This is a genomic window from Rhodococcus sp. 66b (genome assembly GCF_002076325.1).
Lineage (GTDB): Bacteria > Actinomycetota > Actinomycetes > Mycobacteriales > Mycobacteriaceae > Rhodococcus_F > Rhodococcus_F erythropolis.
Genome location: NZ_MUZB01000003.1, coordinates 69336 through 84447 on the forward strand (window position 1 = coordinate 69336; position 15112 = coordinate 84447).

12 protein-coding genes are annotated in these 15112 nt (G+C 63.4%); all 12 read right to left on the minus strand.

Translation table 11 applies throughout. The annotated features are described in order from the left end of the window. Nucleotides 1-117: 117 nt before the first annotated feature. The 12 genes from B0E55_RS06080 to B0E55_RS06135 all read right to left on the minus strand — a co-directional run bounded on the left by B0E55_RS06080 (nucleotide 118) and on the right by B0E55_RS06135 (nucleotide 15112). A complete protein-coding gene (locus B0E55_RS06080; protein WP_019746410.1) occupies nucleotides 118-1113 on the minus strand; it encodes an LLM class F420-dependent oxidoreductase in 996 nt (331 codons plus the stop codon). A 206-nt stretch (nucleotides 1114-1319) separates the two neighbouring features. After that, nucleotides 1320-2273, minus strand: a complete 954-nt coding sequence (locus tag B0E55_RS06085) for a cutinase family protein (protein ID WP_080909284.1) — start codon at nucleotides 2271-2273, stop codon at nucleotides 1320-1322. Between the two features lie 9 nt (nucleotides 2274-2282). Next, the gene (locus tag B0E55_RS06090; protein ID WP_080909285.1) at nucleotides 2283-2834 is read right to left on the minus strand and encodes a DUF732 domain-containing protein; all 552 of its coding nucleotides are present in this window, start codon (nucleotides 2832-2834) and stop codon (nucleotides 2283-2285) included. A 106-nt stretch (nucleotides 2835-2940) separates the two neighbouring features. Continuing rightward, nucleotides 2941-4824 (minus strand): alpha/beta hydrolase-fold protein, encoded by a 1884-nt coding sequence (locus tag B0E55_RS06095; RefSeq protein ID WP_021342458.1) that lies wholly within the window; start codon nucleotides 4822-4824, stop codon nucleotides 2941-2943. A 253-nt stretch (nucleotides 4825-5077) separates the two neighbouring features. Then, nucleotides 5078-6088 carry an alpha/beta hydrolase gene (locus B0E55_RS06100; RefSeq protein ID WP_020905770.1) on the minus strand — a complete coding sequence of 337 codons (1011 nt, stop codon included), beginning with the start codon at nucleotides 6086-6088 and terminating at the stop codon, nucleotides 5078-5080. 331 nt (nucleotides 6089-6419) lie between these two features. Next, nucleotides 6420-8339: a flagellar motor control protein ZomB gene (zomB, locus tag B0E55_RS06105; RefSeq protein WP_029254208.1), complete on the minus strand. Its 1920-nt coding sequence runs from the start codon at nucleotides 8337-8339 to the stop codon at nucleotides 6420-6422. Continuing rightward, on the minus strand, nucleotides 8317-9222 hold the full coding sequence (locus tag B0E55_RS06110; RefSeq protein ID WP_003943808.1) for a decaprenyl-phosphate phosphoribosyltransferase: 906 nt from the start codon (nucleotides 9220-9222) through the stop codon (nucleotides 8317-8319). The genes zomB and B0E55_RS06110 overlap by 23 nt, the downstream gene beginning before the upstream one ends. Next, entirely contained in the window at nucleotides 9219-9752 is a 534-nt protein-coding gene (locus B0E55_RS06115; protein WP_003943893.1) for a phosphatase PAP2 family protein, read from the minus strand. The genes B0E55_RS06110 and B0E55_RS06115 overlap by 4 nt, the downstream gene beginning before the upstream one ends. After that, the gene (locus B0E55_RS06120; RefSeq protein ID WP_080909286.1) at nucleotides 9733-11646 is read right to left on the minus strand and encodes a glycosyltransferase; all 1914 of its coding nucleotides are present in this window, start codon (nucleotides 11644-11646) and stop codon (nucleotides 9733-9735) included. The genes B0E55_RS06115 and B0E55_RS06120 overlap by 20 nt, the downstream gene beginning before the upstream one ends. Beyond that, entirely contained in the window at nucleotides 11643-12857 is a 1215-nt protein-coding gene (gene glf, locus B0E55_RS06125; protein WP_046377735.1) for a UDP-galactopyranose mutase, read from the minus strand. Before glf ends, B0E55_RS06120 begins: the two co-directional genes overlap by 4 nt. A gap of 69 nt (nucleotides 12858-12926) precedes the next feature. Then, complete coding sequence (locus tag B0E55_RS06130) at nucleotides 12927-13850, minus strand: MBL fold metallo-hydrolase (RefSeq protein WP_080909287.1); 924 nt, start codon at nucleotides 13848-13850, stop codon at nucleotides 12927-12929. Between the two features lie 110 nt (nucleotides 13851-13960). After that, on the minus strand, nucleotides 13961-15112 hold the full coding sequence (locus B0E55_RS06135; protein ID WP_007731824.1) for an acyl-CoA dehydrogenase family protein: 1152 nt from the start codon (nucleotides 15110-15112) through the stop codon (nucleotides 13961-13963).

Here is a 15112-nt window from a genome sequence, read left to right on the forward strand (position 1 = left end):
TCTCTCGGGTCCATCTTCGATCAATCGAATCGCACTTTGTGCGCAACTCACCTGAATCACTTCATCGATCCCAAACCATCGATATGTTACAGATTCGCATCGTCCGTATTCTCCGGCCTACTCGCCCGCCAGTAACGGGATGATCGGGGCGAACGCTTCCATCTGCGTCGGGAAGACCCCGACGTACGACATCGACGTCTTCTCACGGACCAGTCGAATCTGGTCTGCGATTTCCTCGAAAGTGCCCACAGCCAGGTATGGAGAGTTCAGCAACTCCTCCACGCTCAGCTTACGATCCACTTCGATGTTCGGCGGAAAACCTTGGTCCAGAGCGGCGATTGCCATCTCGGCAGCCTGCTCTCGATCGTCGGTGATCATGATCATGGTGATGGTCCAGTTGAGTTCGATCTCATCGAAACGCTCGCCGGCAGCTTCGCGGATCCGCTCGACACGTTCGATGGTCTTTTCCATCGTGATTCCGGAGAGCAGAAGCCGCCCGTCACGGTTGGTCGGTGTGGCGACCGAGATGATGTCCGCGTACTTCGCGGCGAGAGCGAGCATCTTCGGTCCACCGCCACCGACGATGATCGGTGGCCGCGGGCCCTGCCGCGGCCGCGGGCTGCCCTTGAGGCCACGCACCTGATAGTGCTTGCCTTCGAAAGTGCATTCCTGCCCGCGCAGCAGTGTGTCGAGAATCTGCAGAGACTCCTCGAGTTTCTCGATGCGAACGCCGGGGCTTTCGTATGCGATGCCGCCCTTGTCGAACTCTTCCTTCATCCAGCCTGCGCCGATACCGAGTTCGAGTCGACCACCGGACAGCACGTCGATAGTCGCCGCGTCCTTCGCGAGCACAGCAGGATGACGGAAGCCGTTGGCCAACACGGCAGTGCCCAGACGGATCTTGTCCGTGGCCACTGCGAGCGCTCCCAGAGCGGCGATCGGTCCGACCTGATTACCCAGGTGGTCCGGAATCATGAACGAGTCGTAGCCGAGTTCCTCGGCCTTCTGCGCAAGCTTGACGAAACGTCGCGCACCACCCTCTTCGGCGTTGCCCTCGCCACCGGCCGCAAACCGGAATTTGCGTAGGGCATCGCTGCCGTGGGTGGAACTCATATAGCGATTCTCCTGTGATGGACACGTACGTCGTACTCGGACTTCGAAACCGGACAAATCGAACCTACTCGCCAGTCACTTACGTGACAGCACTGTAGAGGACGCCCCCGGACCGTGCAGCACTCTACCGGGACCAAACGAGCAGATTACCCGCGAGCGAACTCCCGAGACGCCCGATTGTGACGAATCAACAGTGCGGCGGTGACTCAACTGTGGGGCGGTGTCGGTGCGGCGTCGATCTGCTCCGCAGCCCACTGTGCCATCCATTGGGTGGCCGTCGTGCCGTTCGGATCGACTTGGAAGGAGTTGTACATCGCGTGCACAGGGTTGTTGTAGTACTCGAGAAGCCGCGGCGCCGAACTCAACCAGTTGGTCGGATTGAGAGCGGCGGCCGGAGCGTCGCAGATACCGTCGCTCGGCGCGCAGATCTGATAAGTCCGGTCGTTGAGGTCACCGAATCCGCCTGGCCTCGGGCCGGTCATCGTGAGACCGGGAAGCTTCAGCCCGTTCAGCGACAGCTCGGCACCGACACCGGCAACGCTCGGGCCAACCGTGTTCCCGAACGCCGGATCGCGCCGACCGTCGGCAATCAAGCCCACGCCCAGAACCAGATCGGCAGGCACCGCGCCGGTACCGTCGCCGATACTCGCGGCGACGTCACCCGCGATCACCGCGCCCTGGGAAAATCCGGTCAGAACGTAGCTCGTGAGCGGGCACTCGGCGTGCCGCTTCATCAGAAAGTCGTTAGTGGCAGCAGTTCCCGCAGCCCGGCTGTTGTTGTAGGACTGCTGTCCGTCCGGCGGGATCGCAACCGGATTCGAAAACTGTGCGACGTAAGGAACGGTGTAGACGTCGGCCCTCGAACTATCGAACTTCTCCTGCAGAGGACGGGTCACGTTCAGCATCAACGACGCCGGATTGGCCGTCGGGTTGTACGGGTCGTCGGTAGCGCTCGACTCCCACGTACCCGGTATGGCTACTACCTGGACATCGGGGCAACTGGCCGGCTGAGAGACCGGTGGCTCCGGACTCGGCGGGATCGGAGTCGGCGAAGGCACCCGCCCGGCCAGGATGTACCAACCGCCGATCACGACCGCTGCGACCACAAGAATGATCAGCAGCGGGATCAGGCACCCACGACGCTTTCCAGACCTCGCCATGACCCGCGCCTACTTGCAGTAGGTGGTGTTGGCGACGTCGATATAGATCTGAGCGTTCGCACCTGCCTGCTCGGGAGTGATCTGCTTGCCTTCCGCCGACGCTTCCTGGCCGACGAAGGCAGTCACGAAGGTCAGGACCTCGTCGTCGGTCTGAGGACCGGCAGCGCAGATGTAATTGGCCGTGTTGACGGCGATGCTTCCGTCACCGGCTGGGGTGATGCCCTTCGCCTTCAGTCCGTCGAGGAACTTCTGTGCCACTGGACTGACCTCGACGACTGTGGGGCCTGGGAAGCCTTCGATGCTCTGCGGCTGCTCCGGCGGCGCAGTGGCTGCTGCTCCTGGACTGGTGGGCGCAGCCGACGCCGTCGTGGTCGCAGAGGCGGACGCAGACGCCGAACCGCTCGAGGACGAAGCCGCAGCGGACGTCGTGGTGACCGGATTGGAGGTTGCAGTGGAGTCGTCACTACCGCACGCGACAAGCGCGCCGCCCGCGGCGAGCGCCAAGGCGCCGACCGCGATCGCGCGTGCACAAGTGTTTCGGTTACCCGAGAAAAGCGACATCAATGTCCGTCCTTGCCTTCAGTCGAAAGTCCATCAACAGGTTACGCAACGCACGCGGGCGGGCACCGATCCGTGATCGGGCCCGCCCGTCGTGCACCACTGTGAGTTAGTGAACTTCTGTCTTGTCACCGATCACCGTGATGTAGCCGAACTGGAAGTTCTGCTGGACACCACCGGGGATGTCGAATTTGTCACTGATCGGGAATCCGAGGCGGCCGCCCTCGTATCCGACGCTCTTCCAGCCGTCGAAGAGCGGGCCGTTCTCGACGGACCATGCACCGGTGCCGGGGCTCCAGTAGATGTTGCCGCCCTCGAACTCGGTGAAGCGTCCGTTGTCCTTGATCGGAACCTCGTTCGACTTCGGGAATCCGAGCCAGCCGTTTTCCCAACCGAGTTCGCCGTACTTGCCCATGATCATTCCGAGAACCGCGTGAGTTCCGTTGGCGCTGCTGTACATCGCGCCGATCTCGAATCCCTGAACCTTGCCCGGCTTGCCGGGCGTCGCGATCTCGTCAGCGGTCGGGTAGCCGAGCGGGCCACCTTCCCATCCCTGTGCGGACCACTCGGCGAGGATGTCGCCGCTGACGGGGTGAGCACCGGTCTGCGGGGTCCAGTAGATAGAGCCGTTCTGGAAGTGGTTGAAGCGTCCGCGTCCGTCGGGGGTACCGAGTTCGGGAGTACGCGGGAAGCCGAGCGGGCCGGCCGCTGCTCCGGTGTTCATGTACGCGCCGGCGATACGACCGGCGACAGGCTGGGCGCCCGTTCCACTGGTGAAGTAGATGCGACCGTTGCGGAAGTCCTGTGCCAGGCCACCCGCGACGCTGTACTCGGGGGTGATGCAGTCGCCGATCCAACCGTTGGCTGCGGCCGTCGCACCGATCTCACCCGAAGTGCCGCAAGCCGGCTTCTCGACCTCGACGCCGATGGCGTTGGCCAACTGCGGCCACAGCTGATGAAGCTCGAACTGCCAGTACGGCCACGAGTGGGTTCCTGACGGGCGGTAATTGACCTGCGCGGGGATGCCGAGCTGGTTGAGCTTGGTCGCGAAGGTCTGCGAGGTCAGCCGAGCGAGGATCTCGAGGCCCATACCTGCGTAGTTGGTGCTGACGCCGGGAATTCCCGACGGCTGGTCGTACGGGCCGGTCGTACCGCTACCACTCGAGACGTACAGGCTGACGCCCTTGAGCTTCTCGGCGAGCGCATACGGATCGTGTGCAGCCCACTGTGCGTTGGACGGCGGTCCCCACATCGCGGCGGAGTTGTATCCACCGGCGTCGGTCATCGCGAACTGGATTGCCTGAGGCATGCCGAGCGAGGTGGTGGTGAGGATGCCGGACAGCGAAGCCGCGAACTTGAAGAAGCCGGGGTTTCGCGCCGTGAGGAACATCGCGGACGTTCCGCCCATCGACAGTCCGACGACACCGCGCGTCTGCGTGGTCCGCCAGTCCTTTTCGAGGATGGGGGGCAGTTCCTTGGTCAGGAACGTCTCCCACTGGTAGTTCTTGCCGTTGTCGGGCTGCAGCCAGTCGGAGTAGAAGCTGGACTGACCGCCGACGGGAAGAATGACGTTGACGTTCTTGTCCGCGTAGAAGGACTCGGCGTCGGTTTCGTAGGTCCAGGCGTTCTCGTTGTCGGTCGCGCGAAGACCGTCGAGCATCCAGACCGAGGGGAAGCTGGCCGACGGATTGACGTTCCAATCGCGAGCCAAGAGGATCTGCACCTGAATCGGGGTGCCCATCGCGGGAGAGTTCACCCACAGCGCGACGCGACGCTCACTGAGCCAGTCGACCTTCGTGACCGCTGCGCCGGTGGGGTTCTGGGTCACGGCCGGTGCGGCCTGAGCAGGTGCCGGCGCGGCTGCCGCGGTTCCGGCCGTCGTCAAGCCCGCGGCGATCGGCAGTACCAGCATCGCTGCCAGTGCGCCGACGACCTTTGTCCGGAAGGTTGCCCGGGACCGGCGACGGTCCTCCGTGGCAAGGCCTACTCGCATGAGCTCACTCTCTTTCCTTACGTTCGGTCCGCGCGTCGATCGTGTAGCCGCCTGAGCAGCCAGACCCCCGTTGAAACTATTTCTACACGCAAACGATCCCCGCTTGGGGTAGCCGCGCTGTTACTGGTGGTGCAATTGTTACTGACCTCAGGCGATCGTGCAGCACCTGAATACACAAGTGCCGTCCCGGTTTCCCTTGGAGGGAGTCCGGAACGGCACTGGTGAAGTGACTAGGTCACGGGATGGCGCACGATCACCAAGCGTTCATGGTGTCGAGGATCTGGCCGCGAGCCTTCCACAGCTCTGCCGACCAGTACGGCCACGAGTGCGTGCCGTTGGACGGGAAGCTGTAGGTGGCCGGGATACCCAGCGAGTTCATGCGGATCTGGAATGCACGGGTGTTGACCAGGGCGAGTGCTTCGAGGCCCATGCCGTTAGCCGTGTTGTAGTAATCGATCGGTGCGCGCGGGTGGTCGTATTCACCGGGCAGGCCGCTTGCCGACGAGATGTACATCGACAGGCCCTGCAGACGCGGTGCGAAGACGAACGGGTCGTTGCGCAGCCAGGACGGGCTCCACGGCGGTCCCCACATGGAGTCGACGTTGAAGCGACCGGCATCGAGCATTGCGACGCGGATTGCCTCGCGCATGCCGGGAGCCGAGATGTTCAGGTAGCCCGACAGCGAGCCGGCGAACTTGAACTGGTCGCGGTGGTAAGCAGCCAGCGTCAGAGCAGCGCTGCCACCCATCGAGAGACCGAGAACCGCGTTGTTGTTCGGCGAGACGCCGTAGTTCGCGAGGAAGTTGGGGAGTTCCTGCGTGAGGAACGTTTCCCACTTGTACGTGATCTGCTGGCCGTTGAAGTTCGACGGTGCATACCAGTCGCTGTAGAAGCTGGACTCGCCGCCGACGGGCATCACGAGGGTGATGTTGTCGTTGCGGTACTGGTCCATCGCGTTGGTCTCGAAGCTCCACGCGTTGGCGTCGTTGCGCGCACGCAGGCCGTCGAGGAGGTAGAGGGCAGCGTTTCCGCCGCGTGCGGCCCACTGGACCTGGACCTTGATGTTGCCCATCGAGGAGGGCACCCACAGCTCGTCGTATCCGCCGGAGGGGGCGGTGTGGCTGGGAGCAGTGTGCGCGGGCGCAGCAGAGGCGACAGCACTACCGGCAACTCCTGCAGCAAGGGGTAGCACAAGTGCTGCGGCACCGATGGCCAACGCTCGGTGCTTGAGGCGCTGGGTCAGCCTCTTTCTGGCAAAACGCATGGATACTGCTCTCTCTCTTCGTCTGCGGCACTCACTCGGTGGAGTGGCTCCGGCGGATTCCGTCGGGGAACAGGCTTTTCTGCCAGCCCGAACAAGTTCGGGTCGGCAGCGGACCTCTTCCAAGTCACACTGCGCTCGCTGGACTTTATGTCACAGGTTCAGCTGTGACAAATAGACAGACCGTTACGTCTCAGTCCGCGGGCGACGCCGTCATCACCCCTAGGGAGTGATTCAGGTTAGGTGAATCGTCTTCGAGTACATCGTGGCCAATCGATTCGGTGTTACTGAATCGAAATATTCAAACCTTCAACCGTCGGTGATGCTGATCACATCACTTGGGTGGCTCCGGCGGAACGAGCCCGCAGCGTTCCAATTCGTAGGCCGGAACCCGGTCGAATCGGTACTTCGCGAAGTCGAAAGCCTGCTGGAAGTTCTGTTTGAATCTGGCCCAGGTCAGCTCGGAGCGATACGACGTGAGCAGCTCCTGCGTTTCCGGGCACGTGATGGCCAGCTTCGCGTCGGCTACCCAGTCCTCGTCGAGGAAGAACGGCAGCCACGGGCGAACGTCGATCATTCCGGTATCCGCGACCACCCAGTCCGGATAGAGATTCTTGTCGTGCCCGATCCGGCCGTCCTCTAGTCGCTCGGTGTGAGCGGCCAGGGGGTACGCCAGCCCCATCTGATCGAGCACCCGAACGTCGAGGCCCACGTTCATGCTCGTCATTCCGAGGTTGAGGAAGAAGACGACGTGCTCGGCAGGCTCCTCGAGCGGCCCTGGCGGTGGGACGACGAACCAGGAGTCGTAGCTCGCCGACGGCAACAGCAGCCCACCCTCCGGAGTCCGCGCGATGGTCTCCACCATGGCACGCATTCGCGGATAGTCGAGGTAGTCCTCGGCAAGAATCGGGTGCTTGTGACCGGTGTTGAGTGCATAGAACGCACGCTCGTCGACGATTCCCGAGCGACCCACCACGGAGCCTTCCGGCATGCCCGTCGTGTTGGCAGCGAAGAAGGCCCAGATGATCGTGCCGATCCACAGCACCGCCGAGACTCCGAAGATCGCGGTGTCGCGGTTACTGCCGAACGCTGCCCGCGCCGGAACCCGCAGCGGAATGACGGCGACCGGGATGAGCAGGCAGAACAACACCGGCAACAGGACGCGGCCGTGCATGAAGTCGCCGCCGACGCGCAGAGAGTAGATCCCGAGGATCAGCCCACTGCCGAGGATGAACGTGACGACGGCCCGCGGCGTGCGCAGAAACTGCTGAAAGCGCTGCCACAGCGAGCGTGCGGGTTGATCGGTGGCGGTGGCAGGTGCGTCCGCTCGGCTTCGCCACACGAGCAGCAGCGCGCCGATGAGCAGGAACAGCAGCGGCAGCCAGAGCAGGTACGGCCCGACGAGGTTCCACAGGTACGCAAAACCCTGCGCCCACTTCGCGCCACCGGCGTCCTTCGACACCGCGGTGTTCGGGTACGGCAGGGCGTAATAGCCCATTCGCCAGATCTGATAGCCCACCGGCACAAGTCCGGCGACTACCACGATCAGTGCGCGAATCTTCCAGGTCAGGCCTGCGGAGAGAACGATCATCATCAACGCGGCAGCACCGGGAATTGCCATCTCGGGTCGAACCAATGGTCCGAGGCCTGCCACGAACGAGAGAGTCAGGATCGACGCCGTGGACGGCGTCGACGCCTGCGCCCACCGAACGAGCAGTAGCCACAGGAGCGCGATCCAGAAGATCACCAAGCAAGTCTCGAGCCCGGAAGTGGCGAAATCTCGCGCAGGCGGAACCGCGATGTAGACGAGAACACCTGCCGGTACCAGCAGGATCGTTCCGCCCGCCGACGGCCGAACGCCTCGGTACAGACGACCGGTGCCGAGCATCGCCAGCACGACGGCAGCAGTCGAGAGTACGAGCGCGATCGTCAGAACGACGTATTCGAGGCGGATCTGCGTGAGCCAACTGAACGCGTAGACGATGTATGTCCACGCGGTACTCGTGTTCGCCTCGACACGCTCCCCCGCATTGAAGACCGGGCCGTTCCCCGCGAGCAGGTTGCGGACGGTTCGCAAGACGATGAGTCCGTCGTCGGCGATCCAGCGACGCTCCCACGCCCCCCAGAACATGAGGGCAGCAGCAAGCACCACCCCGCCGAGAAAAACTCCTCGACTGAGGGTGGTGCGATTCGCCGCAGTGTCGACGTGCGGGTCGGCCTCGGTGCGTGGCTCAGACGAGGTAGACAGCGACACCCACTACTCCGATCCACGCAATCGCGAGGAGTTGCAGCACCCGGTCACCGAGCGCGATCTCCTCAGGCTCTCCGGCTTCGCCGCCGTCGACGTCCACCGCATATCGCAGCACCGCGATGGTGAAAGGCACCATCGAGATGGCATACCAGTTGGTGCCCTTGATGGCGTCCTGTTGGAACGCCCACAGTCCGTAGCAGAGGACCAGCGTCGTCGCTGCCATCGTCCACACGAAACGCAGGTACGTCATCGTGTAGCTCTCGAGGGACTTACGGATCTTCGCGCCGGTCTTCTCGGCCAACTGCAGTTCGGCGTAGCGCTTGCCTGCCGCCATGAAGAGTGAGCCGAACGCCATCATCAGCAGGAACCACTGCGAGAGATCGATCTCGGCGGCAACGCCACCGGCGATCGCTCGAAGCAGGAAGCCGGACGAGACGATGCAGATGTCGATGACGGCCTGATGCTTGAGACCGAAGCAGTAGGCGAGCTGGATGACGATGTACACGCCCATGACCACGGCGAGTTGCCAGTTGGCCAGGAAGGACAGCCCGATCGCACCGGCAAGCAGCACGACTGCCATGCCGTACGCGATGTTGACGGGTAGAACTCCGGCCGCGATGGGACGGAATCGCTTCGTGGGGTGAGCACGGTCGGCTTCGACATCCATCGCGTCGTTGACGAGGTAGATGCCCGATGCCGCCATGCAGAACACGACGAACGCCAGCGCGACGGGCAGGAGCACGTCGGCTTCGGTGGCGGTTCCGGCCGCGATGGGCGCTGCCAGCACAAGGACGTTCTTGACCCACTGACGTGGGCGAAGCGCCTTGACGATGCCGGCGGGCAGGGACTTCGGGGGTCCGCTGACCGTAGCCGGTTCCTCGCTCATTTATCTCCACATTTCTGTTCGGCTCTGGCTTCTTCGACCCGGCGAACTACCGCCGCGGATGCGGCTCCCAGTGCCGCTCCGGCGAGTACGTCGGTCGGGTAGTGAACTCCCAGGACCAGACGCGAGAGCATCATCGGGGGCACCAGCAACGCCGGTAAGGGTAGCCCGGTGAGTCGACCGATCAGCACAGCCGCCGCCGTCGTCGACGTCGCGTGTGACGACGGGAAGCTGAGCTTGCTCGGTGTCGAGACGTTGACCTGCACCGAAGGGTCGGAAGGTCGCTTGCGCCTGACGACTCGTTTGATCACCACGGAGGCGGCGTGTGCACCGAATGCGCCGACGGCTGCTCCGGCCCACTCACGTCGACGCGGCTTGTCCACGGCAGCTCCGACGGCAGCGATCGCGATCCACCCGAGGGAGTGCTCACCGAAGTGAGACATACCGCGGGCGACCTTGACGGCTCCCGGCAGCTGCCCGACGGTCGATTGAATACCGGCCAGAATCTGTACTTCAGGAGATGCCGAAGACACGTTCCCACCTTTCCGTGCTGGTCAGTGAAGGAACGGCGTCCTGGTACTGCTTCTTGAGCTCGGGGAAACGCGCGGCGAGTTCGCGGCGCAAACGCATGGCTTCCTTGAGCAGTTCGAGCGCAAGCTTGGGGTTTCGCTTGCGGTAGACGACGCCGCGACCGTCAGCGGTGGTGACCGTGACGCCGTCGACCTGTGAGAGCAGGTACCACCTGGCGTCGATGGTCGGCACGTTGAGCTGAGGACGCTCGTGATGCTCAGGGTGCGCAGGCTTGAGGTTGTGTACCACGGCCTTGCCGACGCGGACGATCTTGGCGACGGGGTTGGTCGGCGCGCTGACGTCCCCGACCTCGGCGCCGGAGGGCAGCGGTAGTGCGGTTGCCGAGGGCACCACGACGGCGTCGGGGTACTCCTTGCGCTGGGCATGGACCTCACCGAGTGCGGTGGGCAGCATGTTCGCGACGTGTTCCGGTCCGGCAAGGAAGTCTGCGATGGCCTTGTTCTGGATCGCAACGGTGGAGTACTCGAGGCACAGCAGGTGCTTGAGAGTCGCCTTCACCGTGTTGACGACAAGGCCGCGGCCGTTGCCCGGCATGTGGAGCGCGGCCACCACCAGACGGTTTCGGAGGTGGAAGTACGCCTGCCAGTCGATGGCGTCGTCCTTGTCGCTCCACGCCATGTGCCAGATCGCGGCACCGGGCAGCGTGACGGTCGGGTATCCGGCTTCCTTTGCGCGCAAACCGTATTCGCAGTCGTCCCACTTGATGAACAGTGGCAGCGGCTGCTTGAGCTCTTCCGCGACCTGGCGCGGGATCATGCACATCCACCAGCCGTTGAAGTCGACGTCGATGCGACGGTGCAGCAGTTTCGAATCTCGCAGCGAATTCTTGGAGAAGTCGTGGTCGTATTCGACGTTCGGCGCCGCAGACCACATGAAGATCCCGCGGTTGACCACTTCACCCATCACATGAAGGTGGCTGCGTTCCTGCAGGTTGAGCATCTGCCCACCCACCAGCATCGGCGACTTCGCGAAGCGCGAGAAAGCAAGCGCGCGAAGGATCGAGTCGGGTTCGATCTCGATGTCGTCGTCCATGAACAGGATGTGCTGGCACTGCGTGGTCTTGAGTGCCTCGTACATGATTCGGCTGTATCCACCGGAGCCGCCGAGGTTGCCCTGATCGTGAATGGCGAGCCGATCACCAAGTGCTGCAGCAGCTTCGGCGAACCCGGGCTCGTCACGCACCTTACGAGTGCCCTGGTCCGGCATGATGACGGCCTTGATCACGTCGGACACCAGAGGATCCGAGGACAATGCAGCCAGCGCCTTGACAGCGTCGGTCGGGCGATTGAACGTCGGAATACCAACGGCAACAGTCGCTTCGCCGGGCGCCTCGACGGGCGCGTACCAGCCACCGCTCTCGACGACGACGGCCGTATCGGTGGTGATGTCGAACCAGATCCAGCCACCGTCCTCGAACGGCGCCAGTTCCACCTCGAACTCGACCGCGGCATCGCCGTCGGCAAATTCCTTGCCTTCCACGTGAATTCGCGAAGAGTCCGCCTTGGAACGGTAGACATCCACGCGGCCGTGTCCGGACAGTTCGAGTCGAAGGACCACAGATTTCAGAATGGACCAGCGGCGCCAGTAGCTGGCGGGGAACGCGTTGAAGTACGTGGCGAACGAGACCTCGGTCTCGGCGCCGAGCGCGACGGACGTCCGCGAGGTGGAGTGAGCCCGACGACTGTTGGTCGAAGCTTCCTCCAAGTACAGCGTGCGGACGTCGAGAGGTTCGCCGGCGCGGGGAAGGATGATCCGGGAGAGCAGGGACTTGCCGAGGTAGGTCACCTCGTCGCCGGTGACGACTTCTTCGCCTTCGAGTAGATGACGTGCGTTCATTCGCTCTCCCCTGCCAATTCCGCACCCGTTTCGAGATGCGGGCGCAGGGTGTTCTCGAACATCGTCAGTGCGCTGGCGATCGCCATGTGCATGTCCAGGTACTGGTAGGTGCCGAGACGCCCGCCGAAGAGGACCTTGTTCTCCGCGGTCTCCTTCTTGGCGCGGGAGCGGTACGCGGAGAGCTTCTCGCGATCCTCGGGCGTGTTGATCGGGTAGTACGGCTCGTCCTTCGCCTCCGCGGCACGTGAGAACTCACGCATGATGACTGTCTTGTCGGTCGGGTACTCGCGCTCCGGGTGGAAGTGGCGGAACTCGTGGATACGGGTGAACGGCACGTCGGCGTCGTTGTAGTTCATGACCGGGGTGCCCTGGAAGTCTCCGGTGGGCAAAACCTCGGTCTCGAAATCGAGGGTGCGCCATCCGAGCGAACCTTCGGAGTAGTCGAAGTAGCGGTCGAGCGGGCCCGTGTAGATGACGGGTGCGTCGGGGCTCGCGGTGCGCAGTTCGTCGCGGACGTCGAAGTAATCGGTGTCGAGGCGGACCTCGATCTTCGGATCCTTTGCCATGTTCTCGAGCCACGCCGTGTAGCCGTCGACGGGCAGGCCCTCGTACGTGTCGTTGAAGTAGCGGTTGTCGAAGTTGTAGCGGACCGGCAGGCGGCTGATGTTCGCCGCGGGCAGCTCGGTGGGGTCGGTCTGCCACTGCTTTGCCGTGTAGTCACGCACAAATGCTTCGTAGAGCGGGCGTCCGATCAGGGAGATCGCCTTCTCTTCGAGGTTGGAGGCATCCTTCGAATCGATCTCGCTGGACTGCTCGGCGATGAGGGCCCGTGCCTCTTCGGGAGTGAAGTACCGACCGAAGAACTGCGACACGAGGCCGAGGCCCATCGGGAACTGGTACGCCTGTCCCTTGTGCAGCGCGAAGACGCGGTGCTGGTAGTTCGTGAACTCCGTGAACTGGGTGACGTAGTCCCAGACCTTCTTGTTGGAGGTGTGGAACAGGTGGGCACCGTACTTGTGGACCTCGATGCCGGTCTCCGGCTCAGCCTCCGAGTATGCGTTCCCCCCCAGGTGGTGACGGCGGTCCAACACCAGCACACGCTTACCCAGCTGGGTAGCGGCACGCTCGGCGATGGTCAGCCCGAAGAATCCCGAACCGACGACGATCAGGTCGTACTGGGCACGGGCGGTCTCTGAATTTGCAGCGGTCACGATGAACCAGGGTATCGGACCTGTTCGGACGCCGAGGGTTGGATGCGTCACCAGGGACGATGCGGCAAGTCAGGACGTTGCAAGACCGATCAGACCGGAAGCACTCGGTGCACCGCTCGAATCGAATTCGATGGTGATCGGTTCGTCGACGGGGAAGTGTGCGGGAAGTAGAAGCAGTCCCTCCGACGCGCAGCGTTCGAGAAGTTCGCGGCGGGTGACCCTGGCGATCTCGGGATCGGCGTCGCCGCCCTGGCTGAGGTCCGGGTACAGAAACTGGATCGGATGGTGGATCACGTCGCCGGCGATGACGGCGCCGCCGTCGGCAGTGCGGATCTCGATCACGACGTGGCCCGGCGTGTGGCCGGGCGCGCTGCGCACGACGACGCGTGTGCCTTCGGACTCGGCCAGAACGTGGCCGTCGTCGACCGCCTCCCACTTCGCCCCGTCCAGAACGGGACGGACGCTGTCCTCGAAGGTCTGCGCCAGATCCGAGACCACTCCTTCGTGTGGACCGTCGGCGGCGAGTTTTTCGAGCGCGGCCAGTTCGGTGCGGTCGAAAATGTAGGTCGCGCGGGGAAAGGTGGGCCGCCAGGTTTCGGCCTCGAGGTTGGTGTTCCAACCACAATGATCGGGGTGCAGATGTGTGCTGACCACCAGATCGACGTCGTCCACGTCGACGCCGGTGTCGGCGAAGCGCGAGAGGTAGTCGGTACCGAACATGTGGTGCGGCAGGAGGTTCGGCCGGTGCTTGCTGTTCCCGTTGCCGGTGTCGACGACGATGGCCTTGCCGCCGATCTCCACCAGGTAGGTGTGGATGGCAAGTACGAGGTCACCGCTACCCGCGTCGAAGAACTCCGGTGTCAGCCGCGCCGACGCGTCCTCGATCTCCGCATCACCCGCGTGCGGAAAAAGCTCTCGCGGCGGGAACGGCCAGTGCGCCAACTCCGTCAGTTGGGTGACGCGCGCCGATCCGACGTCGATGGTGAAGCTCATCAGTGATTGCCTTCCGAACAGCTCGATCCCGCTTGTAGGCACACACAAAGGCACCCACCGAAATGCTCGGTGGGTGCCTGGTCGGTGTCAATGGTTTTCGACGCCGGTGATCAAAGACTCTTCGCGATGATGCCCTTCATCACTTCGTTGGCGCCGGCGTAGATCTTCTGGACGCGGGAGTCCTCGTACATGCGCGCGATCGGGTATTCACGCATGTAGCCGTATCCGCCGTAGAGCTGCACGCACCGGTCGACGACGGCGCACTGCTGTTCGGTGAGCCAGTACTTGACCATCGCGGCGTCTGCGCCGTCCAGCTCGCCGTTGAGGTGATCCTCGATGCAGTTGTCGAGGAAGACACGGCAGGTGCGCGCGATCGTCTGGCACTCGGCCAGCTCGAAGGCAGTGTTCTGGAACTCGAAGAGGCTGTGCCCGAACGCTTGACGCGCCTTGGTGTACGCGACGGTCTCCTCGACGGCACGCTCGATGGTGCCGATGGCCTGCGCGCCGATGATGAGACGTTCCTGCACCAGCTGCGCCATCAACTGACCGAAACCGAGCCCCTCGGACTCGCCTAGGAGGTTCGAGACGGGAACGCGAACATCGGTGAAGGACAGCTCCGACGTATCGGCGCCGTGCTGACCGACTTTGTCGAGGACGCGGCCGACCGCAAAGCCTTCGCAGTCACGCAGATCCACGATCAGGAGCGAGACACCCTTGGCGCCCGCCTTGGGATCGGTCTTGACGGCAAGCACGATCATGTCTGCGCTGCCACCGTTGGTGATGAAGGTCTTCGACCCGTTCACGACGTAGTGGTCACCGTCGCGGATCGCGGACGTGGTGATGGCCTTGAGGTCGGAACCTGTTCCCGGCTCGGTCATTCCGATGGCGCCGAGGATCTCGCCCGTCGCCATACCTGGCAGCCAGGCCTTCTTCTGCTCTTCGCTTCCGTACTCGAGCACGTAGTGGGCGACGATGCCACTGTGCACGGAGTTCCCGAGTGCATAGTCCCCGCAGTAGCCCTGCGCCTCGAAGACTGCAAGATCGTGCGCGAAAGTTCCACCGCCCCCGCCGTATTCCTCGGGAATCGAGCAGCACAGCAGGCCGAGCTTGCCGGCTTCGAGCCACACGGACCGGTCGACGCGATGCTGAGCGTCCCACTGCTCACGCTTGGCGATCAGTTCACGATCGAAGAAACCACGGGCCAGTTCGGCTACTGCGGTGATCTCGTCGTCATGCCACGACGGCTTGCGCTTGGTCGCCAT

Coding starts and splice junctions, on each gene's coding strand:
- B0E55_RS06095 (WP_021342458.1), bottom strand. CDS start 4,824: ATGCGAGTAGGCCTTGCCACGGAGGACCGTCGCCGGTCCCGGGCAACC.
- B0E55_RS06120 (WP_080909286.1), bottom strand. CDS start 11,646: ATGAACGCACGTCATCTACTCGAAGGCGAAGAAGTCGTCACCGGCGAC.
- B0E55_RS06090 (WP_080909285.1), bottom strand. CDS start 2,834: ATGTCGCTTTTCTCGGGTAACCGAAACACTTGTGCACGCGCGATCGCG.
- B0E55_RS06080 (WP_019746410.1), bottom strand. CDS start 1,113: ATGAGTTCCACCCACGGCAGCGATGCCCTACGCAAATTCCGGTTTGCG.
- B0E55_RS06100 (WP_020905770.1), bottom strand. CDS start 6,088: ATGCGTTTTGCCAGAAAGAGGCTGACCCAGCGCCTCAAGCACCGAGCG.
- B0E55_RS06085 (WP_080909284.1), bottom strand. CDS start 2,273: ATGGCGAGGTCTGGAAAGCGTCGTGGGTGCCTGATCCCGCTGCTGATC.
- B0E55_RS06110 (WP_003943808.1), bottom strand. CDS start 9,222: ATGAGCGAGGAACCGGCTACGGTCAGCGGACCCCCGAAGTCCCTGCCC.
- B0E55_RS06135 (WP_007731824.1), bottom strand. CDS start 15,112: ATGGCGACCAAGCGCAAGCCGTCGTGGCATGACGACGAGATCACCGCA.
- B0E55_RS06130 (WP_080909287.1), bottom strand. CDS start 13,850: ATGAGCTTCACCATCGACGTCGGATCGGCGCGCGTCACCCAACTGACG.